The organism is Blastococcus sp. HT6-4 (assembly GCF_039679125.1).
In the GTDB taxonomy this organism is placed as follows: Bacteria; Actinomycetota; Actinomycetes; order Mycobacteriales; family Geodermatophilaceae; genus Blastococcus; species Blastococcus montanus.
The window spans coordinates 772535-795517 of sequence record NZ_CP155551.1; the positions used below are offsets into that span (position 1 = coordinate 772535).

The window sequence follows — 22983 nt, forward strand, 5'->3', positions numbered from 1 at the left end:
GTCTAGGACGTCCTCAGGGCCGTGCGGATCGAGTTGTACTTACCGTCGAGCGCGGTGAGCGCCAGTTGGTAGCGCAGCCCCGTCTCGGTGGCGATGACCGTCTCCGCGTCGAGGTTGACGTTGTTGCCGTTGGTGTTGGTCGGCTCGAGCGAGCGCGCGGTGGTACCGCCGGAGATCACTGGGGTCGTTCCGCTGCGGACAGCCCCGCGCAGCGACGTCTCGAAGTCCGTCCGCCCGGCCAGGAAGCCGGGGGTGTTGACGTTCGCGATGTTGTCTGCGGTGACGCGCTGCCGCTGCGCGAGCCCGGCGAGCGCGGCCTTCAGGACCGGCGTGCCGACGTCGCCGATCATCGGGCGGCTCGCCGGCGGGTGGAGCAGGACACGATCGACCTCCGGGTATGCGGACGACACCCGCGAACGAGTGCTGGGTCGCCGATCCGTGGCGAAAGTGGTGCTCTCCGTGCACGTGCTTCATCGGCAGCCGGGCGGAACCGGCTGACCCCGTTCCGCCACACGAGGGACCACAGCGACCGGGAGGGGTGACGGTGACGGATGTGACCAGTGGGGAGCTCGTCGCGTCCCGGCCGACCGGGGCGGGGGAGTCGGCACCTGCCGTGCCGGCGGGTGGCCAAACCCACCTCGGGAGTGCACGAACGCCCCGCCGCCGGGAACCGGCGACGGGGCGTTCGATCGGATGGAGGCGTCAGCGTGCGGCTGTGGCCAGACGCCCGCCGCCGAGGGCGCGGGTGCGGTTGTCGCGGGCGGTCCGCCAGGCGGCGACCCAGCGCTCGGCGGTGTGCTCGGTCAGGTGGTGGGCCAGGACGTGCTCGCGGGCCGCAGCGGCGACCTCGCGCCGTCGGTCGGCGTCCTTCACGCCGAGCGTGAGCCACTTCGCCCAGTCCTTCGGGGACCGCGCGGGCATCCCCAGCCCGAGCCGCTCGTACTCCTCGGTCCGGGCGCGCACGCTGTAGACGCCCCGTGCGGAGTACTCCAGAGGCTTGAGCCAGCTCTTGCTCGTGTTGAACCGGTCGACCCGGAGGGGAGCGATGCCGATGTCGAACAGCTCGCCCATCCGCGCCGCGTACCCGTCCACGTCCATCACCCAGGGCACCTCCTCCGGCTCGTCCGGCAGCCCCAGGCGGTCCTTCACGTCCCACTTCTGCCCGAGGATCACCAGTCGGCTCTGCCCGCGGGTCCGGTCCAGCGCCTGCTGGAGGCCGGAGCCCATCTCCTGCAGGTCGTACGGGTGGCTCGGCACGCTGCCGGCCCAGCCGATGGTCACGGTGTCCGGGGTGCGCTCGTAGGCCGGCGGCAGCTCGGCGGTGCGGCGCGGGACGGCGTTCTCGATCACCACACCGCGGCCGTGGCGGGCGTACTCCTTCAGCAGCGCGGGCGTCGACGTGGTCACCAGATCGGCCTCGCGGGCGGCCTGGGCCGCGAACTCGCTGCTGCCGGCCCGCACCAGGGCGTCGTGCCCCATGTGGCCGTACGGGACGGCGGACAGCAGGTCGTCCATCTCCACGACGACCGCGACGCCCTGCGCCTGCAGGATCCGCTGGGTCTGCATCATCTCGGCGGTCTTCGGCAGCTGGAGGACGACGACGTCCGCGCCCTGGGCGTCGACGTCGACGACCTCCATCGGAGCGCCCTCGGTCACCGACCGCATGGTGGTGCCGATCCCGCGGGAGACGGCGACCTCGACGCCGAGCCCTGCGGCCTGGACGGCGCGGGCCGGCTCCTCGATGCGGTAGTACGTGGAGCCGGTCGCGATCGCATGGGTGAGGAAGACGCGCATGGGAGAGCCCTTCTGTGAATGCCTGCTGCCGGTGGGGCGCGGGACGCCGCCCCGGCATCGGGGCCGGTGCGCGCTCCTCTGTCATCGGCAGTCCGGCCCCGGAAGGGTTCCGTCAGGACTGCATTTCTCCGGCGGAGGTCGCGGTCAGAGCGCCTGGTCGATGAACGAGGCCGGGGGGCGCTCGTCGCCGTAGGACATGCGGGCGGCGACGTCGCGCTGCTTCTGGGAGCGGGTGATCCGCTCGACCAGGGCCTCGGCGACGGCGAGTTGGTGCTGGAGCAGCCGGGCGGCGCGCTCGCGCAGGTCCACGGGCACCGGGCCGAGACCGGTGGGGGGCACCCAGTCGGAGGCGCGCCGCCCCCAGGCGGCGATCTCCTCGGCCCTGCCCCGGGCGAGGCTCTCCTGCGCCTCGAGCACATCGCCCTCGAGCTCGGCGAGGGCGATGTGCCAGTCAGTGGGCTGACGCCGGCCGCCGGAGGTCGAACTGCCGGACGCGTTCGGCTGGGTGGCCGGCGTGTACGGACTCTGGCCGAAGCCCGCCGCGGCCGAACCGCCGACAGGGCTCACGGTCATGACGGAACGCCGGCCAAGGACGCGGCGGCCTGCCGCCATGCGTCGCGCAGCGGCTCGACGACTGCACGGCAGGAGCTGATCCGGTTGGTGTCGAACTTCAGGTTGGCCTGGACGAGCTCGCTCATCAGCCAGTTGTAGAGGGCGGCCAGGCGGGGGCCGCCCTCCCACACGTCGACCTGCAGGCTGGACAGCAGCTCCAGGATGATCGCCTGGGCGTGCTGGAGCTCCTCGTTCGCCCGGGGGCGGTTCCCCTCCGCGACCGCCACCTGCGCCCGCTCGAGATCGAGGGCGAGCCGGTCGTAGAGCATCACCAGCACCTGCTGCGGCGAGGCGGTGGCGACGGCGTCGCCGAGGTAGCGGGCGCGGAGCGAAGCAGCACTCATCGGGAAGGGCTCCTGAAGCGAAGAGTCGAGCGGGTCGGGCGGGGGACGTCAGGCCGACGGCAGCGAGCCGAGCTGACCGGCCAGCCAGTTGGACTGGTTGGTCAGGGAGCTCAGCGCGGTTTCCATGGCGGTGAACTGGCGGGTGAGGGCGACCTTGCGCGCGGCCAGCCGCAGGTCCCAGTCGGCGATCCGGTCCTGGATGTCGCGCGCGAGGCTGTCCTGGCCCGTGGCCAGGGAGCTGAGCGTGCCGGTCGTGGCGTCCGAGGCGGCCTTGCTGACGTCGCGGACCCGCGCGGCCAGGCCGGGGACGAAGTCGGGCTCCCCCTCCACCCCGGTTCCGGTCACGATGCGCTGGGCCAGCTCCGGCGTCGCCGTGAGGGCGGCGGTGAACTTCTCCTTGTCGAAGGTGATCCGGCCGTCGCGGGTGGTCTGGAACCCGACCTGGGCCGGTGAGCCGTCCGCGCCGACCGCCTCGGAGACCGCCTGCAGCAGCTGGCCGGCGATGGAGGTCACCGCGTACTCGCCGCGCAGCGCCGCCTTGCTGCCGGGGGTGTTGTCCGAGTAGGTCTTGATCGTCGACAGCGCGTTGTTCACCGCGTCGACGAGCGCGGAGACCTTGTCGGCGACGGCGGCGGGGTCCGTGGCGACGGTGACGGTGACCGGCGTGGGCTCCACCTTGGACACGGTGAGCGTCGCCCCCGGCAGGACGCCCTCGAACGTGTTGGTGGCCGAGCGGATCGTGTAGGCCGTCGTGGTGGCGGTGTCCTCGCCGACCTTCAGCTCGGCGTCCTGGCCGACGCTGGTGGCGGTGAACTCGGTGCCGGCGATGGAGAAGCCGGCGGCCGCGCCGGAGGTGCCGGCGCTGATCTGGAGGGCGAACTCGCCGGGGGCGACCTGCACCGCGGAGGCCTTCAGGCCCAGGGCGGTGTCGGCGTTGATCTTCGCCGCGACCTGCTCGAGCGACTCGGTGCCGTCGAGCGTCACCGTGCCCTTGCTGGTGGCGCCGTCCGCGCTGCGGATGTCCATGCTGCTCAGGCCGGCGGCGGTGGTCGTGCTCGACCACCGGCCGGTGCTCACGCTGGAAGCCGTGGTCGCGACCTGGGCGACGGTGAAGGTGAGCGAGCCCGGGGTGGCGTAGGAGGCGGTGGTGACGCCGACCGAGGCGGCGGTGCTGGTCGCCTTCGTGCTGGCGAACGACTCCGGCTTCGCGAGCGACTCGGCGCTGGTGGTCAGGGCCGCGAGCGCACTGTTGACGGTGCGGTAGGCGCTGGCGGCGACCTGGGTGGCGGACAGCCGCGTCTTGAGCGAGTTCTGCTGCCGCGCCTCCAGCTGCAGGAGCTGGGTGATCATCGTGCCGGTGTCGATCCCGGACACCAGGCCGGTGTTGATGCTCATCGTCATGTCACTGGCTCCTGGGTCGGTGGGGATCGGGGGCCCAAGCGAGCGAGGGGGGAGGCACGAGGGCCTCCCCCCTCACCCGGGGTGCTGCTGAGGGTCTGCGGCCTCAGCTGTTCAGCTGATCGTGGATCAGCGGAGCAGCGAGAGGACGCCCTGCGAGGCCTGGTTGGCCTGCGCGAGCATCGCGGTGCCGGCCTGGGACAGGATCTGGGCGCGGGTGAACCCGACCATCTCCTGCGCCATGTCGGCGTCACGGACCCGGCTCTCCGACGCGCTCAGGTTCTCGATCGAGACGTTGAGCGAGTTGATGGTGCTCTCGAAGCGGTTCTGCTTCGCACCGAGGCTGGCGCGGGACTCCGAGACCGTCTTGATCTGGGCGTCGAGCGTGGTCAGGTCGGCCGTGGCGCTGTAGGTGCCGGAGGCCGACATGTTCGTGGCCACGCCGGTGACCGCCGTGGCGACCGTGGTGACGTTGCTCAGCTCGACGGTCATCGTCTCGCCGCCGTTGGCACCGGTCTGGAACGACAGGCTGGATGCGCTGCCGTTCAGGAGCTTGGTGCCGTTGAAGTCGGTCCGGCCAGCGATGTCGGTCAGCGCGCCGGCGAGCTCGGTGACCTCCTTCGCGATGTAGCCGCGGGCCTTGTCGTCGACGACGCCGCTGTTACCCGCCTGGACGGTCAGGTCGCGGACGCGCTGCAGGATCGAGTGCACCTCGGTGAGGGCACCTTCCGCCGTCTGCACGACGGAGACGCCGTCCTGCGAGTTGCGGACGGCGACCTTGAGGCCACCGACCTGCGAGCGCAGGCCCTCGGAGATCGCCAGACCGGCCGCGTCGTCGGCGGCGCGGTTGATCCGGAAGCCGGAGGACAGCTTCTCGAGCGACTTGCTCATCTGGTTGTCGGTGATCGACAGGTTCCGGTGAGCGTTGAGAGCAGCGATGTTCTGGTTGATGCGCAGACCCATGATGTTCCTCCTTGGACGGGGTCGTACTGGTCTTCCCGCTGCATCCGTGCTGCGGGCCGTACATGAAAGGTCTTCGGCTGCGGAGCGGGACCCCTTGAGCCGAGCGCCGAACTTCTTTCCGAACGGGTGATCAGGCGGTCCTGGCGGCGCTGTCGGGCGCGGTCGACCAGGCGGTGCGCTGCTGTGGGACCGGCGCCCCGTTGCGGGCGGCCACCCGGGCGACATACGACAGCTGCTGGTTGCGCGCACGGACGCCACCGTCCGGTGCGACGGCCCGGCCCTCCCACACCTCGCTCATGGCCGCGTGCAGGAGGGTCAGGGCCCGCGCCCGCATCTGCGAGACCCGTGACAGGGTCACCCCCAGGTCCTCGGCGATGTCCGTCAGTGATTCATCACCGAAGAAATTGCGTTCCACGACCTCGTCGAGCCGGTCGGGCAACGCGCGGATCGCGTCGTGCAGGTAGCGGGCGCGTTCGCCCCGCAGGACCGCGCGCTCGGGGGACTCTCCGGTGTCGGGCAGGTCGAGCGTCGTCCCGTCGGGGCCGGTCTCGGCGTCGATGCTGACCATGACGGCCCGGTGGACGTCGACCTGCAGGTGGTCGAGCTCGCTGCGCGCGACGCCCAGGCTCTGCGCGAGCTCCTCGCGTGTGGGCGGCCGGCCGAGGCTGATGGTGAGCGCGTCGGTGGCGGCGTCGGTCCGACGGGCCGCGGCGCGCACCGACCGGCTGGCCCAGTCCCCGGAGCGCAGTTCGTCGAGGACCGCGCCCTGCAGGCGGGCCAGGGCGTAGGTGGCGAAGGAGGCGCCCGCGTCCGGGTCGAACCGGCGCGCCACCTCGACCAGGGCCACGTGGGCGCAGGACAGCAGGTCCTCGCGGCTGACGTGGCCGGGCAGCGAGATGCGGGAGGCGACGGCGTTGACGGCGAACGCCGCCAGGGGGAGGTGCTCGGTCACCAGCGCGTCGACCTCCTGGGGGGATCGCCCCTTGACCGGGTGCGGGACCCGGCCGTTCTGGGGGCGCTCACGCAACGGCCGGTCGTGCGCGGACCGCTCACGGAGGGGGCGCTCGGTCGTGAGGGAACGGACTCGGGTCACGTCCGTATCTCTCGGCGGCCGGTACCGGGATCGGCACCACCCGTCGGCACAAATCCTCCCGGACTTGAGTGCCAGTTCGGTGCTTCGGCTCAACCCGCTCCGAACGGGTGCCGATGCCAGCTCCGACGGCGGTCGTCCCCGGCGAGTCCGGGGCGACCGCGAGCGAGCACGAGTGAGACGACGGAAGGCGGTGGACGGAGTGGACTACCAGCACCTGTCGACGATGCTGTGGCGCGAGCAGGAGCTCCTGGACCTGCTGCTCTTCAAGGCCGAGGAGAAGCAGTACCTGATCCTCACCGGCAAGACCCGCTGGCTGGCGCGCATCGCCCACGAGATCGAGGTCGTGCTCGACCAGCTGCGCACCCTCGAGGTGGAGCGGTCGGCGGCCACCGAGGTGATCGCGGCCACGCTGGGGCTGGAGACCAACCCCTCCCTGCGGCAGGTGGCCGACGCGGCCCCCGCTCCGTGGGGCGACCTGCTCGCCAAGCACCACGAGGCGCTGCTGGTGCTGATCACCGACCTGCGCAGCCTGTCGGACGCCAACAAGGAGCTCATCGAGGGCGGCCTGGCCGCGATCGGGGACGCGCTCAGGCAGACGCACGTCCCCTCGGCCGGCACGTACGGCGCGAAGGGGCGGCACACCGACGCCACCCACCGCGCGGTCACCCTGGACGGAGCACTCTGACGTGAGCACCTTCAGCCTCCTGAACACGGCGACCACGTCGCTCTGGGCGCAGCGCCGGGCGCTCGACGTCACCGGTCAGAACATCTCGAACGTCAACACGGACGGGTACTCCCGCCAGCGGGTGGACATGCGGGCCATCGGGGGGAGCGCCGTCCCGGCGTTCTACTCCACGGGCAGCGGCATCGGTGGCGGCGTCAACGCCGACCAGGTGGCGCGGATCCGCGACGCCTTCCTCGAGGGCCGCGGGCACACCGAGCACGCCAACAGCGCGCAGCTGACCGCCGAGACCGACGCCTACCAGCTGGTCGAGCAGGCGTTCCGCGAGCCCGGGACCACCGGCCTGCAGAACCTCATGGCCGACATGTGGCGCGGCTGGCAGGACGTGGCCAACAAGCCGGAGGACCCCGCCGCGCGCGGGCAGGTGCTCAAGCGGCTCGAGACGCTCGTCGGCGGCCTGCACTTCAGCAGTGCGCAGCTGGACGGGCAGTGGCAGCAGACCCGCGAGAACCTGAGCGTCCTCGTGGACGATGTCAACGCGGCGGCCGAGACGGTGGCCCGCCTGAACACCGCGATCCTGCGCGCTTCGCAGAGCGGGCTGCCGGCCAACGACCTCACCGACCAGCGCGACCTGCTCGTCATGAAGCTCGCCGACCAGGTGGGGGTGTCGGTGCGGCCGCGGGACGGTGGCGTCGTCGACGTGCTCGTCGGCAGCGTCACGCTCGTCTCCGGCGGGACCGCGTCGAAGCTCGCGGTCCAGGGCACGATCGACCCCACCGGCGCCGCCGGTGACCCGCCGCGCGTCGTGACCGCCGACGGGGGGCTCACGGTCACCGTCGGGGGCACCGCCGGGGGACAGCTGCACACGCTGAACTCGATCCTCCCCACCTACCGGACCGAGCTGGACGCCGTCGCGTCGGCGCTCGCCACGGCGCTGAACACGGCGCACGCCGACGGCTACGACCTCGACGGCCTGCAGGGCGGCGCGCTGATCGGCTCCTCGGGCGGGCCGGTGACGGCGTCGTCCATCACCGTGTCCCTCACCGACCCGCGGAAGATCGCGGCGTCGTCCATCGGCCCCGGCACGCCGAACCTCGACCGGGGCAACGCCGACAAGCTGGCCCAGCTGGGCAACGGCGTGGCCTCGCCGGACGCGGCCTACCGCAAGATGATCGTCGAGCTGGGTGTCCAGTCGGCGGTCTCGCAGCGCAACCTCGGCATCCAGTCGGTCATCACCGGGCAGGTGGACGCCGCCCGGGAGTCCGTGGCCGGGGTCAACCTCGACGAGGAGATGACCAACATGCTGTCCTTCCAGCACGCGTACTCGGCCGCGAGCCGGCTGGTCACGGCGATCGACGAGATGCTCGACGTCCTGATCAACCGCACCGGCCGCGTGGGGCTGTGATCTGAGTGCGCATCACGCAGAAGTCGGTCGCCCTCACCAGCCTGCAGGGCCTCAACCGCAACCTCGACACCTTCGGCAAGCTGCAGCAGCAGCTCACCTCGGGCCGGCTCATCAACGCGCCGTCCGACTCGCCGACCGGTACGAACAAGGCGATGCAGCTCCGGTCGGAACAGGCGGCCGTCGAGCAGTTCGGCCGGAACATCTCCGACGCCGACAGCTGGCTGTCGATCACCGATTCCACGCTGCAGAACATGCTCGAGGTCACCCGGCGGGTCCGCGACCTCACCGTGCAGGGAGCGAGCACCGGCAGTTCGTCCGAGGCGAGCCGGCGGGCGCTGGCGACGGAGGTGGAGTCGCTGCGGGAGAGCCTGCTCGGCCTGGCGAACACCACGATCCAGGGGCGGCCCATCTTCGGCGGAGTGGCCACCGGCACCCAGGCGTACGGCGACACCGGCGCCTACCTGGGCATCGCGGGGGCCGACGGGGCCGATGTCATGCGCCGCGTCGCGTTCACCGCGGAGGTCCGCGTGGACCTGACCGGCCCGGAGGCCTTCGGGCCCCCCGGTGACGACCTGTTCGCGCTGGTCGCACGGATCGCCGACGACCTGGTCAACGACCCGGCGGCCCTCGACCAGGGCCTGGTGGATCTGGATGCGGTGATGAAGCGGATGCTCGGTGGAGTCGCGGACGTCGGCGCCCGCGCGGCGCGGATCGAGCGGGAGCAGCAGATCAACAGCGACCTCGCGCTCGCTCTGGAGACCCAGCTCGGCGGGGTCGAGAACGTGGACCTGCCGAACACGATCATGCGCTTGCAGATGCAGCAGGTCGGGTACCAGGCCGCGCTGCAGGCGACGGCGAAGGCGATCAGCCCGACGCTGATGGACTACCTGCGCTGATGGCCACCGTCACGGAGATGCCGGCCCCGGACCCGGCGACGACGGCATCGGCTGTGCCGCCGGTCGAGGTGCTGTCGTTCACCGAGCCGCTGCCGGGATTCCCGGGGCACCACGACTACGTGCTCGTGGCCGGGGACGGTGCCGGGCTGCTGTTCTGGCTCCAGGCGGTGGCGCTCGACGGGCCCCGGTTCCTCGCGGTGCCGGCGCGCGACTTCTTCCCGGACTACGCACCGGTGCTGCCGGCCGCGGTCCGCTGCGAGCTCGGTGCGGACGGCGCCGAGGTACGCGTCTACTGCCTGGTCACCGTTCCGGACGGCGACCCGGCCGAGGCGACGGCCAATCTGCGCGCGCCGGTCGTCGTCGTCCCGTCGACGCACCGCGCCCGGCAGGTCGTGCTGGCCGACGGCGCTCTTCCGCTCCGGCGGCGCCTGCGCCGATAACCTCTCGGGGGCGCGTCGGAACGCGACCCCACCGTCCGCTCCCGCGGACGCCGCCACGGACGGCCACCACACACACCCATGGAGGGGTACACGTGCTCACACTCACCCGCAGCGTCGGCGAGACCATCCGCATCGGCGACGACATCGAGGTCCACGTCGTCGAGGTGCGCGGTGGCACCGTGCGACTGGGCTTCAAGGCGCCACGCGAGGTCGCGATCCACCGCGAGGAGGTCTACCGGCAGATCGCCGAGGCCAACCTCCTCGCCGCGCAGGTCACCGCCGACACGCTCGGTGCGCTCGCCGCCTTCGCGCCCACCCCCGCCACCGGTCAGGACACTCCGCCGGCCGAGACGGTCCCGGCCGGTCCGGACGCCGTGGAGGCGGAGGCGGCGCGCCCGGCGGACTGACACAACTGCACGGGATCCGGGGGGTCGTCCTCGGCAGACCGTGCCAATGTGACGGCGCCGCGGGCCGGGCCGGGCGCGACACGGGCAACTATTGCCGAAGCTTTGCCCCTACAACTGCGGTGACACAGCGAGTTGTGTGCCGACTTCGCTGCGTACATGCGGCAGATTCGTCCCCACGCAAGTGACAGGGGGCGATCAAGATGGCACGCAACGCATTCACCGCATCGGCGACCGGGGACGAGGCCGGTGAGCCGGAGTCCGTGGTGGTCCACGTGCAGCTGCGGCCGCGCCGCGGCGCCACCCGCAAGTGCCTCGCGGCGCTGGCGGCGCTGGCCGCCGAGCACCAGGACGTGGTCGTCGCCGTCACCGGGCTGAGCAAGGACGACCGCGTCGTGCGGGTGACCGTCGGCGTGGACCTCGGTCCCCGCACGGCGATCGCCAAGTTCTCGCCGCAGGCCCAGGCCGCCTACGCGTTCGTCTCGGCGCTGTTCACGTCGCTGTACGACCACATGCCCGTCTACACGGCCGAACCGAGCGGCGCCGAGCGCGCCGCGGCCACCGCGCTGCTCGAGCACGCCGCCGCCGGCGCCGCCCGGGCCGAGGCCGCCGACCTGATCGACGTGCTGCCCGGGGCTGCGGCGGCCTCACCCGTGCCTGCCCCCCGCCTCCCCGGTCCCGGGGAGCGCATCCCGGCCTGACGGCCTCCCGCGCGGCGCTCCGGCGCCGCGAGTCCGGCACCTCTTCTTCCCCGTAGTGCCCAGGAGTACCGATGCCCGACCGCGTCCCGTTCCCGACTCCCGCCGACGACCGTGCCGGCATCCGCCGGCCCCTCGTGTTCGGGGGGATCCCGGAGGCCGAGGGGTGGGCGCTGGCGCCCATCACCCCGCGCGACCGCGTGCACTTCCGCGCGGACCGGGAGCTGCCGCTCGAGCAGTTCGGCCGCGAGCTGCCCGACGGCGTGTCCGTCAGCTACGACCAGGGTGACGGCCTCTACCGGGTCGACGGGGCGTGCGGCTCGGCCGCGGTCCTCGCCGACTGGGTGAAGGCCTGGTGCGCCGGGCAGGGCATCACGACGATCGGCCTGCGGGCCGAGACCAACGTCCGCCGCCGTGCGCCGCGCGACCTGCCGCCGGACTTCCTCAACGACCTGTGCCGCCACTACGGCCCGGTGAGCCTGAAACGCCTGCAGCGGAACATGAGCACGATCCGGCTGCACCTGCCCGACCCCGACGACCTCGGGCAGCAGGTGTTCGAGTGGGTGCTCAAGGCCGTGGCGCAGTACGACGAGACCAAGTCCGTCCCGTTCGGGGCCTTCCTGGCCACCCAGCTGTCCAAGTGGGTGCACGACCTCGGGCGCAACGCCCACGGGCGCACCGCGGCCGACACCGAGCACAAGCAGCAGAAGGCGATCGCGGCCTTCATGGCGGAGCACCAGCGCCGGCCCAGCGAGAAGGAACTGGCCGCGTTCATGGGGCAGAGCGTGGCCACGCTCCGGCGCAACTCGCAGACGGTCGCCACCCTCAACGGCCTGCGCAACCTGCAGTCGCTCGACGGCGCGCCCGACGCGACCGAGATCCTGCTGCCCGACTCCTCCGAGGCGCCCGACGAGATCATGGGGGAGGCGGAGCAGACCCTCCTCTCGCACGCTCTCACCGCGGCCTGCCAGCCCGACCCGCAGGCGCGGCCGGACCAGCGCGCCGGCCAGCCCAACGTGCTGGGCTGGGCGACCTGGTACCTGACCACCTGGGGCGGCCAGACCAAGACCCAGCTGTCCAGCGACCTGAACACCTCGGTCCGGAACATGAACGTCTACGCCGACCGGGTCGAGAAGGCCCTCAAGGACCGGCTGGCCGAGCTCGCCGACTGAGCGAGGACCCGTCTCCCTCACACCCCGGGATCCCGCACGTCCGGGGGGAGGCCCGCGGATCGCGGTGACGCGTGGTGCGCGGTGTGCCGAACGTGCCGGGGCGGGGCCGAAAAGCACAAAACCCGTCGTCAACGGGTCGATCGGGTCCCGCACCTGCCGATATCCAGGTTGTGACGCCAGGTCCGAGCTCCCGCCACCACGCCTCCCCGGCGTCGGCGGCCGGACCCTGGTACCGGGACGCGCGGTGAGCGCGCTCCCCGCAGGCGACGCCGCCTCGCCGACGCTCGTGCCGCACTGGCTGGACGCGTCCGCGCGGGCACTGCTCGCCGCGACGGTCCGCGCGGCCCTGGACGACCGGTCCGTCCACCCGGTCACCACGGTCCACCTGTGCGACGTGCTCACCGAGCTGCACGTGGCCGCCGCCCGCGAGGCGGTCTGGCCGGCGTCGACCGCCCGCGTCCGCCTGGCCACCGGGTGGGACGACGACGTGCTCCCGGTGCGGCTCAGCCCCGCCGAGCTGTCCGGGGTGCTGGCCCTCCCGGGTCTGCCCGAACCGCTGCGGCAGCTGCTGGCCACCGGGCGCCGCACGTGACCTCCAGCATCTTCGGGACGGCTCCCGGGACCCGGCTGCTGCACCGGTTCCGGGGTGCGGCGGTCGACGTGGCCGACCTGCACGAGGTCGCCGCCCAGGTGCTGCCGCAGCTGGCCACCCCGCGGCTGCGCCTGGCTCTCGTCCGCCGTCCGGGCGCGGGCACGGTGCTGCAGATGGAGGAGGACGAGCGCACCCAGGGGATCGCGCTCCACGAACTCGCCGACGACATGAGCCGGGCCGGGGTGGTGGCGAGCACCGCAGGGATCGCCGCGGCGCTGCGCACCTTCGTGGCCCGGCGTCCGGTCACCGACGCCGCCGCGGCCGGGGCGGGCGTCGCCGTCCTCGACTGGGCGGACCCCGCGCGGACGACCGTCGGCTGGACCGTCGTCGTCCTCCGCGGTCAGCACGCCCTCGTGTGGTCGCCCTCGCCCGCCGCGCGGACGGTGCAGCTGCACCGCACCCGGTCCGCGGCCACGGGGCGGGCGCACGACGTGTCGCTGGAGATGCGGGTGGAGGGGCCGCTGGCCCTGTGGTCGCACCGCAGCGTGCCCGTGCTGGCCACGGCCGGGCTGGTCGCCCCCGAGCTGATGCTGCACCGCATCGCGGGTGCGGGGCTGGCGCTGCCGGACATGCACGTCGTCGTCACCCCGCACCGGCCGGTGGCCTGCGCCGCCCCCGGGGTGGCCCGGCGGCTGGCCGGGGAGGCCAGCGAGGCCAGCGTGACCCTGCCCTGGCGCTCGATCGTCGACCTGCCCTGGCTCTGAGCCCACCGCGCGGCCGGCTCAGGAGATGTGGCCGTACTCCCAGTGCCACGGTTCGGGCTTCTCCCCGCCGGGGCCGGCCCAGGCCGGCTGGACGAATCCGAAGCGGCCGGCGTTCGCGGCCATCCACCGCCACTGCGGGGTGCCCGCGACGTTGACGCCGCCACCCAGGTCGATCGCCAGGGCCCACCCGTGGTTGGACGTCCCGGGCACGGCGGCGAGCTTCGGTTTGCGGTAGTACGCGGCCACCTGGGCGCCGAACGAACGGTAGGAGTCGGTGAGCGCCAGCGGCGTGCCGAACTCGGCGGTGAAGGCGGCGTCCAGCTGCGCGTAGGAGGCCGCGGCGTCGCAGCGCAGGGCGTGGGCACCGATCCCCAGGCGGCACAGCGACCCGGCGGGGATGTGGCCGTTGGTCCAGCCACCCCACTGCGGGCTGGCCGGCCCGGGCGGTGGCACCGGCGCGCCGCAGGGGCGGGTCGTGGCGTCAGCGGGCAGCGGGGCGTTCGGCTGCGCGGGAGCGGGCAGGGTGACCCGGACGGCCGTCGAGCCGGCGACCACCGGGCGCACCGCCACCTGGTAGCTGGCCGCGGATGCGCCGATGACGTCGCCCTCGCCGAGGTACACCCCGACGTCCTGCCCGCCGGGGGAGAAGACCAGGTCACCGACCTGCAGGTCCCGCGCCGGCACCGCGGCGCCGGCCGCCCACTGGCCCGCCGGGGTACCGGGCAGGGCGTGTCCGCCCAGCAGCCAGGTGGCAGCGGTGAAACCGCCGCAGTCGTAGGTCTCCGGACCGGTGGTGCCTGCGACGAACGGCTTGCCCAGCTGGGACAGGGCATTGCTGACCGCGGCCACCGCCTCGGCGGGGAGCACGGTCACCGGCGAGCTGCCGATCACGGCCCAGGCCACCCCGGGGATCGGCCGGCCGTCGGCGTCCAGCGCCGCGGACATGCCGGCCGGCAGGGCCGCCTGATCGGCCAGTGCAGCGGCCGGAGGCGGCACGACGCCGGCCGCCGACAGGCGGTCCAGGTAGTCCTGCCAGCGGTGCACCGCCGCGTCGTTGCGCTGCTGCTGCGCGCCCGCCGCCGGGATGGAGCCGAGCCCGGCGAGCCGGCCGGAGACCGCGGGGGAGAGGTCGCCGACCTCGGCGCGGACGTCGGCCAGCACCTCCGCCGCGCGCCGATCGGCGGCGGCTGCGGCGCCGCGGGCGGCGGCGACCCTGGCGACGGCGGCGTCCAGCTCGGCGGCGCCGCGCTCGGCCCGGACCACCGCGCTCTCCAGGCCGCGCTCGGCGCGGTCGGCCAGCGCCTGGTGGTAGAGGACCCCGGAGATGGCGCTGGCGTGGTGCACGTCGAGGGCGAGCAACGGGTAGCGGCTGGTGGCCCCGGCTCGATAGAGGCCGGCGGCGCCGGCGCCCACGACGAGCTGCTGGGCCGCCACCTGCTCGCGGACGGCCCGCTCGGCCGCCAGCGCGTTCTCCAGCTCCGTACGTCGCTGGACGGCATCCGCCTCCAGCCGTCGGTACCGGTCGGCCTGGTCCAGCAGCGAGCTGCGCGCGGTCAGCGCCAGCGTGGTCGGGTCGAGCGCCGGCCCGGCGCCCTCGGGTGCGGGGGCGCCGGGCAGGACGAGTGCGAGGAGGGCGGGCAGCAGCAGCGCGCTGGTCGCGACGACCCCGAGGCGGGTGGACCAGCGGGCGCCGTTCCGCTCCGTGCGGGGGGCCGGCCGGCGGGCCGGGGTCCGGCGCACGGCGGCCCGGCCGGAGGCCGGGCGGCCACGGCCGTCGCGGGGAGCAGCCGGCGCGGTGCCGGAGCGCCGGGCGGTGACGGCGGCCCGGGCGGCCGCCAGCTGCTCGGGGGTGACGTCGGGGCGGGCGGCCATCGCCTGGCGCAGCGCCAGCGCTTCCCGCAGCGCGGCGGCCTCCGCCGGGGTCAGGGGCGGTCGGCCGGCGGACCGCGCGCCACCGGGGGCGGGGCGCTTCGCGCGGGGACGCGTCGCGGCGGTCCGGGTGGTGGTGCGGGCAGTCGTGCGGGTGACCGTGCGCCCGGATGTGCGCGCTGCAGGCACTGCGTCCCCCGGGCGGTCTCGACGTGACGGATGGGGCTCCTGGTGCTGCTGGGATCAGGAGCTTCCGCACATCAATCGACACGCCGCGGGAGGTACTTGAAGGACGCCCCGGAACGGCTCACCCGTCCGGGGTGGGGTGAACCTCGGGGGAGCGGGCGGACGCCGCCGTCCGCCCGCGGCCGTGCGGGCCGGGGGCCGGGACGGTCGGGGGGATCAGCGCCGCTGCGGACGGCCGGTCACGGCGCCCACCAGGCGCCGTGCCGCTGCACGAGCGGGATCCGCAGCTCACCGCCGTCCTCGGTGGACACGACGAACTCGAGCTTGGTGATGCGCACCGGTGGGCCGTCGCCGTCGGGCTCCAGCAACTGGCCGGTCGCCAGGGGCATGGGCGGCAGGACGAGGACGTCCTCGTCAGGTGGCTCGGCCATGCGCGGTCCTCTCCAGTGCGTGGGCTCACCCACCGTTAGGATCTCCCGGAGGGACGCAACGGGCCGGGTGACCCCGGAGGGTCACCCGGCCCGTGGGACGGCCTGCGGTCAGCGCGCGTCGATCGGGACGAAGGTCCGTTCGGTCGCGCCGGTGTAGATCTGCCGGGGGCGGCCGATCTTCGTGGTCGGGTCGGCGATCATCTCGCGCCACTGCGCGATCCAGCCCGGCAGGCGGCCCAGCGCGAACAGCACCGTGAACATCCGCGTCGGGAAGCCCATCGCCTGGTAGATGAGGCCGGTGTAGAAGTCGACGTTCGGGTAGAGCTTGCGCTCGACGAAGAAGTCGTCGGAGAGCGCGATCTCCTCCAGCTGGCGGGCCAGGTCGAGCAGCTCGTTGTCGCCGCCGAGCTTGTCCAGCACCGAGTCCGTGGTCTTCTTCACGATCGCCGCGCGCGGGTCGTAGTTCTTGTACACCCGGTGGCCGAACCCCATCAGCTTGACGCCGGGCTCCTTGTTCTTGACCCGGGCCACGAACGACGGGATGTCCCCGCCGTCGCGCTGGATGGCCTCGAGCATCTCCAGCACCGACTGGTTCGCCCCGCCGTGCAGCGGGCCGAACAGCGCATTGATGCCGGCCGACACCGAGGCGAAGAGGTTCGCGTGCGACGAGCCGACCAGCCGCACCGTCGACGTCGAGCAGTTCTGCTCGTGGTCGGCGTGCAGGACGAACAGCATGTCGAGCGCCTTGACCAGCTCGGGGTCCTGCTCGTAGGGCTCGGCGGGGAAGCCGAAGGTCATGCGCAGGAAGTTCTCGACCAGACCGCAGGAGTTGTCCGGGTAGAGGAACGGCTGCCCGACCGACTTCTTGTACGCGTAGGCCGCGATGGTCGGCAGCTTGGCGAGCAGGCGCATCGTGGAGATCTCCACGTGCTCCTCGTCGAACGGGTCGAGCGAGTCCTGGTAGAAGGTCGACAGCGCGCTGACCGCCGACGACAGCACCGGCATGGGGTGGGCGTCGCGCGGGAAGCCGTTGAAGAACTGCTTGAGGTCCTCGTGCAGCAGCGTGTGCCGCCGCAGCGTCTGGTCGAACGCGGCCAGCTGGTCGGCGGTGGGCAGCTCGCCGTGGATCAGCAGGTAGGTGACCTCGAGGAAGCTCGAGTTCTCCGCCAGCTGGTCGATCGGGTAGCCGCGGTAGCGCAGGATGCCTGCGTCACCGTCGATGTAGGTGATCGCCGAGGTGCACGACGCCGTGTTCACGAAGCCGATGTCCAGGGCGACCTTCCCGGTCGTCGCCAGCAGCTTGCTGGTGTCGATGCCGTCGGCGCCCTCGGTCCCGCTCTTCAGCGGCAGGGGCAGTTCTCCACCGGGGTAGCGCAGGGCTACGTCTGAGGTGCTCGATGTCTCGGTCATCAGGGAGCCACGCTACTGCTTCCCACCGTGGCCGCGCGCGGGGACGCGACCAGCCGCAGCGCATCGCATCGCCCGGATCGACGGACCGATCGGGTCGCACGCCCCGGCCGTCCGGTTCGGCCGGGCGGGCCGCGGGCCTCACACGCCCGCCGGCTCCCGCTCCCCGGCGCCGGCGACCACCGCGGGGGCGTCGTCCCACATGGGCGAGGACACCAGCTTCCCCAGCCGGTCGAGGGCTTCCTCGGTGAACTGCAGTTCGCCGGCCAGGGAGACGGCCGCGTGTGGCGCCTGGTTCTCCAGCCCGATGTCGCCGCAGTCGTCGGTGGTCCGGCCGAGGCCGGCCAGCAGCCCGGTGAGCAGGGTGATGCTGGCGGTCCCGTGCACGTCGTCGTCCGGGACGAAGGGCATGCTCACCCTCAACCGCGGCCGGGCGGCGGCCAGCGCGAGCAACCGGGCGGTCCACGCCGGGTGGTCGGCCCACCGTGGTGCCACCCGGACCTGGAGGGAAGAGCCACGGCCGCGCAGCAGCGCGGCGGTGAGGTCCCCCTCCAGCGTGCCGTCGTACAGGTCGCCGAGCGGCACGACCGCGGCCCGGGGGTCGGCGCTCGCCGTGGCGGTGGCGTTGAACGTCATGAGCAGGAGGGCCCCGTACCCGTCGTCGGTCGGGGACTCGCCCAGGTCGTCGAGGTCCGCGGCCGGGGCCGAACGGGCGCGTTCGTAGAGCTCCTCCAGCTGCGTGCGCCAGCCCGGGTTGTCGTGCACGGCGCGGACCGAGGCCCCGGCCTCGGCTCCCTCACGCCGCCGCAGGTCCGCGTCGGCGGCCAGGCGGTGCACCGTCAGGGCCAGCCGGCTCACGGTCGTGGCGGCGGGGCGCCCCGCGAGCCCGGGCGACCACCGCTGGAAGATGTGGGCCGGGTCGGTCTCGGCGGTGTCGGCCAGGCCGACCACCGGCAGGCCGAGGACGGCCGCCTCGAGCGCCGTGGTGCCGGCATACGTCGGATAGGACTCGAGGTAGATGTCGGCCAGGCCGAAGTACGGGGCGGGGTCGGTCACCCGGCCCACCGAGTGGACCCGCCCCGGGTACTTCCTGGTCAGCCGGTCCCAGTGCGGGCTCGGCTGGACCCCGACCAGGACCATCGTCAGCCGGGGCGAGAAGTGCAGCACCTTGTCGACGACGTCGTGGAGCCCGCGGCCCGAGGGGGCGGAGACCTTCCAGTCGTCGCTCACGGTCAGCGCCACGACCGCGTCGGGGTGGATGCCGAGGCGTCGGCGCACGTCCTCGGCCCCGGCCGAGGGCATCTCCTCCACCGGCATCGGCAGGACGGCGATGCGCTCGCCGGGCACCCGGCGCAGGTCGACGTCCAGGAAGCGCACCGCCGGGCGGAGATCGCACAGCACGTCGGTGGCCCCGACGCCGAGCCAGTACGTCAGGTCGGCGTGGTTCTCGTAGATGACCGGTGGGCGGGGCCCCGGCAGGTTCGCGGCCGCGAGGGCGACGACGTCGTACGCGTGCACGTGCAGGACCACGACGTCGGCGCGGTCCATGTGCGCGCGCAGCTCGCGGGCCCGGTCGACGAGTGCGGGCGTCGTCGACCGCAGGTCGACCAGGGTGCCGCCCGATGCGACCGCGGCCTCCGTCAGGAGGCCGGGCACCGGGACGTCCTGGTTGGTCAGGACGACGTCGCTGGTGCGGGCGTCGCGGCTCATCCACCGCGCCGCCAGCCGGGTGTGCCCGCCGATGCCGTGCGCCTCCGACAGGACGTGCAGGACGCGACCGTTCCGGCGGTCGCCGTCGACGGTGACCGAGCCGGTGCCCCGGACGGCGGAGATGACGGTGCGCTCCAGCCGGAGATCGCTCAACAGGCCGACGGGGAGCCACAACGCGTAGTTGGCGGCCACCATGGCCGTCCTGAGCACGTTCTCCACGTCACCGCGGGCGGCGTACCGCTGCGTCATCGACACCAGGAGTTCGTAGTGCCGCCGGTTCTGGGCGAGAAGTCCCGGCTGCTCTTCCTGGGGACGGGGCACGAGCGGGCCTCCAGAGCTCGGGGCGGGGCCGTTCCCCGTCCACCGGGTGCTGAATCGGCAGTCCCCGCCCCTCTGGTGACCGCGGCCGCCGCAGCGCACCGCGCGACATCCCGCTCCCCGGACGGGAGCATGCGTCCGCGTGGTGTCGCGGGCGGCAGCCGATCGCGGTGGAGGATCCGGCGTGGCGGACCCGTGACGGCCCGGGCCCCGCCCCCGAGCCCGCATCCGACAGGAGCACCGTGACCCCGCAGCCCCCACCGGTCATCGCCCTCGGCCAGCCCACCATCGGTGAGCCCGAGCTGCGGGCGGTCGACGAGGTCTTCCGGTCCGGCTGGATCGCGGGCAACGGGCCCACCGGCGCGCGCTTCGGCGCGGAGTTCGCCCGGGTCGTCGGCACCGCCCACGCGCTCCCGGTCAGCAACTGCACGGCGGCGCTGCACCTGGCCGTCGCCGCGCTCGGCGCAGGCCCGGGGGACGAGGTGGTGGTCGCCGACTACACCTTCCCCGCGACCGGTCACGCCGTCGTGTACGCCGGCGCGACGCCGGTCTTCGCCGACGTCCGGCCGGACACCGCCACCGTCGATCCGGCGGCGGTCGAGGCCGCCGTGACCGGCCGGACGGTCGGGATCATCGCCGTCGACGCCATGGGCCAGTGCGCGGACTACGCCGAGCTGCAGGCGATCGCCGACGCGCGCGGCCTGTGGCTGGTGGAGGACGCCGCCTGCGCGTCCGGCGCCGCCTACCGGGGCCGTCCGGCAGGCGGCTTCGGCGACGCCGCCTGCTTCTCGTTCCACGGCCGCAAGGGCATCACCGCGGGTGAGGGAGGCGCGCTCACCACCGACCGCGACGACATCGCGGCCCAGGCCCGCAAGACGTCCGCCTTCGGGATCGAGAGCGCACTGACCCGGGCGGGCACGGCCGATCTGCCGATCCCCGAGTTCGACGAGATCGGCTACAACTACAAGCTCTCCGACGTCGCGGCCGCCATCATGCTCGCCCAGCTCCAGCGGCTCCCGGAGCTGGTGCAGGCCCGGCAGGCCGTGGCCGCGGCCTACGGCGAGCTGCTCGCCGACCTCGACCTGGTCACCCTGCCGGTCACCGCCCCCGATCGCACCCACTCGTGGCAGAGCTACGTGCTCACCCTGGACCCGTCGGTCGGCCGGGGGGCGGTCGCCCGCGAGCTGCGCAGCCAGGGGGTGCAGTGCAACTTCGGCACCTACGCCTCGCACCTGCAGCCCGTCTACGAGGCCGGCGCCGCCTGCCCCGTCTCCGCGGACCTGTTCCGCCGCCACCTGGCCATCCCGATGCACGCCAACCTCGGCGAGGCCGACGTCGAGCGCGTCGCCACCGCCCTCCGGGCCGCCGTCCTGGCGTCCCGCTGAGCCCGTCGTCCGATCCACAGCGAGGAGCACCGCACATGCCGTCCACCGTCCTGGTCACCGGAGGGGCCGGTTTCATCGGTTCCCACCTGATCCCGCAGCTCCTCGCGCGCGGCGACGAGGTCCGCATCCTCGACAACATGTCCCGCGGCGACCGCCGGCGGGTGGCGGAGTGGACCGCCACCGGACGGGTCGAGTTCGTCGAGCAGGACATCCGCTACGGCGGGGCGGTGCACCAGGCGATGACCGGCTGCGACCGGGTCGTCCACCTCGCCGCGGTCTCGATCAACAAGAGCGAGGCCGACCCCTTCGAGAGCGTGGACATCAACATCGTCGGCAGCAACAACGTCTTCAAGGCAGCGGCCGATCACGGTGTCCGCCGGGTGGTGTTCGCCTCCAGCGCCTCGGTCTACGGCGATCCGGAGACGCTGCCCATGGCGGAGGACGGGCCGCTGCACCCGCTGACGCCGTACTGCATCGCCAAGCACACCGGTGAGCAGCTGCTCGACTACTACGCCCGGCGCTCGGCGATGACCTGGATCGCACTGCGCTTCTTCAACGTCTACGGCCCTGGCCAGAAGCCGACCGCCTACTACACCTCGGTCATCAACCACTTCGTGCAGCGGCTGCGGGCCGGTGAGCCGCCGGTCATCGACGGTGAGGGCGCGCAGTCGATGGACTTCGTGCACGTGCACGACATCGCCCGCGCGGTCGTCATGGCGCTGGACGTGGATGCCGCACGCGCGAACGTGCCGATCAACATCGGCACCGGGATCGACACCTCCGTGGCCCAGCTCGCCCGCACCCTGGTCGCCGCGGTCGGGGTCGACGTCGAGCCGCAGTTCCGGCCGCGCGACGTCCTCGTGTCGCGGCGTGCGGCGGACATCACCCGCGCGCTGGACGTCCTCGGCTGGAAGCCGACCCTCGACCTGGTGACCGGGATGCAGGACCTCGTCGACCACGAGATCGGCTGACGGTGGACCGGCCCGCCGTCCCGCACGACGTCACCGCCCTGCCGCCCAACCCCTTCAACCCGCACGCCTGGGTGTCCGGGGACCCGGAGATCGGCGAGGGCACGTGGATCGGCGCGTTCACCGTCATCGACGGCTCCGGGGGGCTCACCATCGGCCGGGGGTGCGACATCTCGTCCGGCGCGCAGATCTACACCCACTCCTCGGTCCGGCGGTGCGTCTCCGGGCGGGCCTTCCCGGAGGTCGAGCGGGCGCCGGTGCGCATCGGGGACCGGGTGTTCGTCGGCGCGGGCGCGATCATCACCATGGGCGTGACGGTCGGCGACAACAGCGTCGTCGCCGCCGGCGCCGTCGTCACGCGGGACGTGCCGCCGTTCACCGTGGTCGCCGGCGCGCCGGCCCGCGCGACGGCGCGCGTGGTGCTGGAGGACGACGGGGTGCGTTTCAGCCCGTTGCCGGCCGGCTGACCGCGCCGGCCGGCCGGCTCAGGTCTGCGCGGCCGCTGCCGCCAGGGCCTGCGCCACCACGCGGTGCGCCGGGAGGATCCCCGCGCGTTCGGTCGCGTCGTCCGCCGAGCCCGCCACCAGATCCACGAAGTGCGACAGCTGAGCGGCGAGCGGCTCTCCCAGGGAAGCCATCATCGGGATCTCGATGACCGTCTGCTGGCGGTAGCCCAGGCCGTCGTCCGTCGCGGCCTCGCTGGCCACGTGCCGGTAGATGGTGACCGCCTGGCGGAGCAGATCCACCTCGATCGCCCGGTCGACCTCCGTGATCGTCATGCTGCGGATCTTGCGCTGGCCGATCCGCGAGGCCGACAGCGCGGCGAGCCGGCCGCCCCGGAAACCGAGCTGGACCTCGGCGACGTCCTCGGCCGCGGGGAGCGAGGCGGGGTGGAAGTGGCCGAACTGCGCCGCCACCGAGCAGGGCTCGTCCCCGAGCAGCCGGAGGGCGATGTCGACGTCGTGCACAAGCAGGTCCCAGGCCACGCCGGTCGGGATGCGCGGGGCGTACGGCGAGTGGCGCTGGGCGCTGACGTGCACGGGATCCCGGGTCAGCTGCGCCGCGGTCACCACCGCGCTGTTGAACCGCTCGAGCAGCCCGCACATGAGGGGCAGGCCGGCGGTCGCGGCGGCGGCCACCATCTCCTCGATGGCGGCCAGGCCGTCGGCCATCGGCTTCTCCACCAGGAGCGGGAACCCCGCGCCGATGACCTCCAGGGCGATCGGGTGGTGTGTGCTGGTCGGGGTCGCCACGATGACCGCGTCCACACCGGCGAGCCCGGACAGGTCCGGCGCCCAGGCGGCGCCGAACCGTTCCGCGACGGCCCGGCCGGTCTGCTCGTGCGGCTCCACGACCACCGCGAGCTCGGCCCGGGGTGAGCTCCGCACCACCCGGGCGTGCAGGGCTCCCATGGCACCTGCGCCGATCACGGCGATGGCGGGTCCGGGCACG

23 protein-coding genes and 1 pseudogene are annotated in these 22983 nt (G+C 73.4%); 12 read left to right on the plus strand and 12 right to left on the minus strand.

The genetic code is table 11. From position 1 onward, the window contains the following. Window positions 1–2: 2 nt before the first annotated feature. The 7 genes from flgB to ABDB74_RS03720 form a co-directional block, all read right to left on the minus strand. The gene (gene flgB / locus ABDB74_RS03690) at window positions 3–350 is read right to left on the minus strand and encodes a flagellar basal body rod protein FlgB (protein WP_346621849.1); all 348 of its coding nucleotides are present in this window, start codon (window positions 348–350) and stop codon (window positions 3–5) included. Window positions 351–702: 352 nt separating this feature from the next. Then, entirely contained in the window at window positions 703–1794 is a 1092-nt protein-coding gene (locus ABDB74_RS03695) for a glycosyltransferase (RefSeq protein WP_346621851.1), read from the minus strand. A 144-nt stretch (window positions 1795–1938) separates the two neighbouring features. Next, a complete protein-coding gene (locus tag ABDB74_RS03700; protein WP_346621852.1) occupies window positions 1939–2367 on the minus strand; it encodes a hypothetical protein in 429 nt (142 codons plus the stop codon). After that, window positions 2364–2750 carry a flagellar export chaperone FliS gene (fliS, locus tag ABDB74_RS03705; RefSeq protein ID WP_346621854.1) on the minus strand — a complete coding sequence of 129 codons (387 nt, stop codon included), beginning with the start codon at window positions 2748–2750 and terminating at the stop codon, window positions 2364–2366. The genes ABDB74_RS03700 and fliS overlap by 4 nt, the downstream gene beginning before the upstream one ends. Window positions 2751–2798: 48 nt before the next feature. Then, window positions 2799–4151 (minus strand): flagellar filament capping protein FliD, encoded by a 1353-nt coding sequence (fliD, locus tag ABDB74_RS03710; RefSeq protein WP_346621855.1) that lies wholly within the window; start codon window positions 4149–4151, stop codon window positions 2799–2801. Window positions 4152–4277: 126 nt separating this feature from the next. Beyond that, window positions 4278–5111, minus strand: coding sequence for a flagellin (locus tag ABDB74_RS03715; RefSeq protein WP_346621856.1), 834 nt, complete (start codon window positions 5109–5111; stop codon window positions 4278–4280). Between the two features lie 130 nt (window positions 5112–5241). Then, window positions 5242–6138 (minus strand): sigma-70 family RNA polymerase sigma factor, encoded by an 897-nt coding sequence (locus ABDB74_RS03720; RefSeq protein ID WP_346621857.1) that lies wholly within the window; start codon window positions 6136–6138, stop codon window positions 5242–5244. 238 nt (window positions 6139–6376) lie between these two features. Here ABDB74_RS03720 and ABDB74_RS03725 point away from each other — a divergent pair, with 238 nt between their 5' ends. From ABDB74_RS03725 to ABDB74_RS03765, 9 genes and pseudogenes are all read left to right on the plus strand, one after another. Beyond that, entirely contained in the window at window positions 6377–6889 is a 513-nt protein-coding gene (locus tag ABDB74_RS03725; protein ID WP_346621858.1) for a flagellar protein FlgN, read from the plus strand. 1 nt (window position 6890) lies between these two features. After that, window positions 6891–8291, plus strand: coding sequence for a flagellar hook-associated protein FlgK (flgK, locus tag ABDB74_RS03730; RefSeq protein ID WP_346621859.1), 1401 nt, complete (start codon window positions 6891–6893; stop codon window positions 8289–8291). A 5-nt stretch (window positions 8292–8296) separates the two neighbouring features. Further along, window positions 8297–9187: a flagellar hook-associated protein FlgL gene (gene flgL / locus ABDB74_RS03735; RefSeq protein ID WP_346621860.1), complete on the plus strand. Its 891-nt coding sequence runs from the start codon at window positions 8297–8299 to the stop codon at window positions 9185–9187. Further along, entirely contained in the window at window positions 9187–9627 is a 441-nt protein-coding gene (gene fliW / locus ABDB74_RS03740; protein WP_346621862.1) for a flagellar assembly protein FliW, read from the plus strand. The genes flgL and fliW overlap by 1 nt, the downstream gene beginning before the upstream one ends. 92 nt (window positions 9628–9719) lie before the next feature. Beyond that, a pseudogene (gene csrA, locus ABDB74_RS03745) lies at window positions 9720–9872 on the plus strand (carbon storage regulator CsrA); the annotation flags it as partial. A gap of 362 nt (window positions 9873–10234) precedes the next feature. Further along, complete coding sequence (locus ABDB74_RS03750; RefSeq protein ID WP_346621864.1) at window positions 10235–10732, plus strand: hypothetical protein; 498 nt, start codon at window positions 10235–10237, stop codon at window positions 10730–10732. A 71-nt stretch (window positions 10733–10803) separates the two neighbouring features. Beyond that, window positions 10804–11901 carry a flagellar biosynthesis protein FliA gene (locus tag ABDB74_RS03755; protein WP_346621866.1) on the plus strand — a complete coding sequence of 366 codons (1098 nt, stop codon included), beginning with the start codon at window positions 10804–10806 and terminating at the stop codon, window positions 11899–11901. 244 nt (window positions 11902–12145) lie between these two features. After that, the gene (locus ABDB74_RS03760) at window positions 12146–12493 is read left to right on the plus strand and encodes a hypothetical protein (RefSeq protein ID WP_346621867.1); all 348 of its coding nucleotides are present in this window, start codon (window positions 12146–12148) and stop codon (window positions 12491–12493) included. After that, window positions 12490–13257 carry a hypothetical protein gene (locus ABDB74_RS03765; RefSeq protein WP_346621868.1) on the plus strand — a complete coding sequence of 256 codons (768 nt, stop codon included), beginning with the start codon at window positions 12490–12492 and terminating at the stop codon, window positions 13255–13257. Before ABDB74_RS03760 ends, ABDB74_RS03765 begins: the two co-directional genes overlap by 4 nt. An 18-nt stretch (window positions 13258–13275) precedes the next feature. Here ABDB74_RS03765 and ABDB74_RS03770 read toward each other — a convergent pair whose 3' ends face one another. The 4 genes from ABDB74_RS03770 to ABDB74_RS03785 all read right to left on the minus strand — a co-directional run bounded on the left by ABDB74_RS03770 (window position 13276) and on the right by ABDB74_RS03785 (window position 19181). After that, window positions 13276–15315, minus strand: a complete 2040-nt coding sequence (locus ABDB74_RS03770) for an NlpC/P60 family protein (protein ID WP_346621870.1) — start codon at window positions 15313–15315, stop codon at window positions 13276–13278. A gap of 236 nt (window positions 15316–15551) precedes the next feature. Further along, window positions 15552–15743, minus strand: a complete 192-nt coding sequence (locus ABDB74_RS03775) for a hypothetical protein (protein WP_346621872.1) — start codon at window positions 15741–15743, stop codon at window positions 15552–15554. A 108-nt stretch (window positions 15744–15851) separates the two neighbouring features. Then, window positions 15852–17153 carry a citrate synthase gene (locus ABDB74_RS03780; RefSeq protein ID WP_346621873.1) on the minus strand — a complete coding sequence of 434 codons (1302 nt, stop codon included), beginning with the start codon at window positions 17151–17153 and terminating at the stop codon, window positions 15852–15854. A gap of 138 nt (window positions 17154–17291) precedes the next feature. Next, on the minus strand, window positions 17292–19181 hold the full coding sequence (locus ABDB74_RS03785; RefSeq protein ID WP_346621874.1) for a hypothetical protein: 1890 nt from the start codon (window positions 19179–19181) through the stop codon (window positions 17292–17294). Between the two features lie 239 nt (window positions 19182–19420). Here ABDB74_RS03785 and ABDB74_RS03790 point away from each other — a divergent pair, with 239 nt between their 5' ends. The 3 genes from ABDB74_RS03790 to ABDB74_RS03800 are packed head-to-tail and all read left to right on the plus strand — an operon-like array spanning window position 19421 to window position 21998. Continuing rightward, window positions 19421–20563 carry a DegT/DnrJ/EryC1/StrS aminotransferase family protein gene (locus ABDB74_RS03790; RefSeq protein WP_346621875.1) on the plus strand — a complete coding sequence of 381 codons (1143 nt, stop codon included), beginning with the start codon at window positions 19421–19423 and terminating at the stop codon, window positions 20561–20563. Between the two features lie 35 nt (window positions 20564–20598). Then, on the plus strand, window positions 20599–21534 hold the full coding sequence (locus ABDB74_RS03795; RefSeq protein ID WP_346621876.1) for an NAD-dependent epimerase/dehydratase family protein: 936 nt from the start codon (window positions 20599–20601) through the stop codon (window positions 21532–21534). 2 nt (window positions 21535–21536) lie between these two features. Beyond that, on the plus strand, window positions 21537–21998 hold the full coding sequence (locus tag ABDB74_RS03800; RefSeq protein ID WP_346621878.1) for an acyltransferase: 462 nt from the start codon (window positions 21537–21539) through the stop codon (window positions 21996–21998). 18 nt (window positions 21999–22016) lie between these two features. On the opposite strand, the gene ABDB74_RS03805 is transcribed toward ABDB74_RS03800, so the two are convergent. Further along, window positions 22017–22982: a Gfo/Idh/MocA family oxidoreductase gene (locus ABDB74_RS03805; protein ID WP_346621879.1), complete on the minus strand. Its 966-nt coding sequence runs from the start codon at window positions 22980–22982 to the stop codon at window positions 22017–22019. Window position 22983 lies beyond the last annotated feature (1 nt).

Coding starts and splice junctions, on each gene's coding strand:
- flgB (WP_346621849.1), bottom strand. CDS start 350: ATGATCGGCGACGTCGGCACGCCGGTCCTGAAGGCCGCGCTCGCCGGG.
- ABDB74_RS03695 (WP_346621851.1), bottom strand. CDS start 1,794: ATGCGCGTCTTCCTCACCCATGCGATCGCGACCGGCTCCACGTACTAC.
- ABDB74_RS03700 (WP_346621852.1), bottom strand. CDS start 2,367: ATGACCGTGAGCCCTGTCGGCGGTTCGGCCGCGGCGGGCTTCGGCCAG.
- fliS (WP_346621854.1), bottom strand. CDS start 2,750: ATGAGTGCTGCTTCGCTCCGCGCCCGCTACCTCGGCGACGCCGTCGCC.
- fliD (WP_346621855.1), bottom strand. CDS start 4,151: ATGACGATGAGCATCAACACCGGCCTGGTGTCCGGGATCGACACCGGC.
- ABDB74_RS03715 (WP_346621856.1), bottom strand. CDS start 5,111: ATGGGTCTGCGCATCAACCAGAACATCGCTGCTCTCAACGCTCACCGG.
- fliW (WP_346621862.1), top strand. CDS start 9,187: ATGGCCACCGTCACGGAGATGCCGGCCCCGGACCCGGCGACGACGGCA.
- ABDB74_RS03750 (WP_346621864.1), top strand. CDS start 10,235: ATGGCACGCAACGCATTCACCGCATCGGCGACCGGGGACGAGGCCGGT.
- ABDB74_RS03755 (WP_346621866.1), top strand. CDS start 10,804: ATGCCCGACCGCGTCCCGTTCCCGACTCCCGCCGACGACCGTGCCGGC.
- ABDB74_RS03775 (WP_346621872.1), bottom strand. CDS start 15,743: ATGGCCGAGCCACCTGACGAGGACGTCCTCGTCCTGCCGCCCATGCCC.
- ABDB74_RS03780 (WP_346621873.1), bottom strand. CDS start 17,153: ATGACCGAGACATCGAGCACCTCAGACGTAGCCCTGCGCTACCCCGGT.
- ABDB74_RS03795 (WP_346621876.1), top strand. CDS start 20,599: ATGCCGTCCACCGTCCTGGTCACCGGAGGGGCCGGTTTCATCGGTTCC.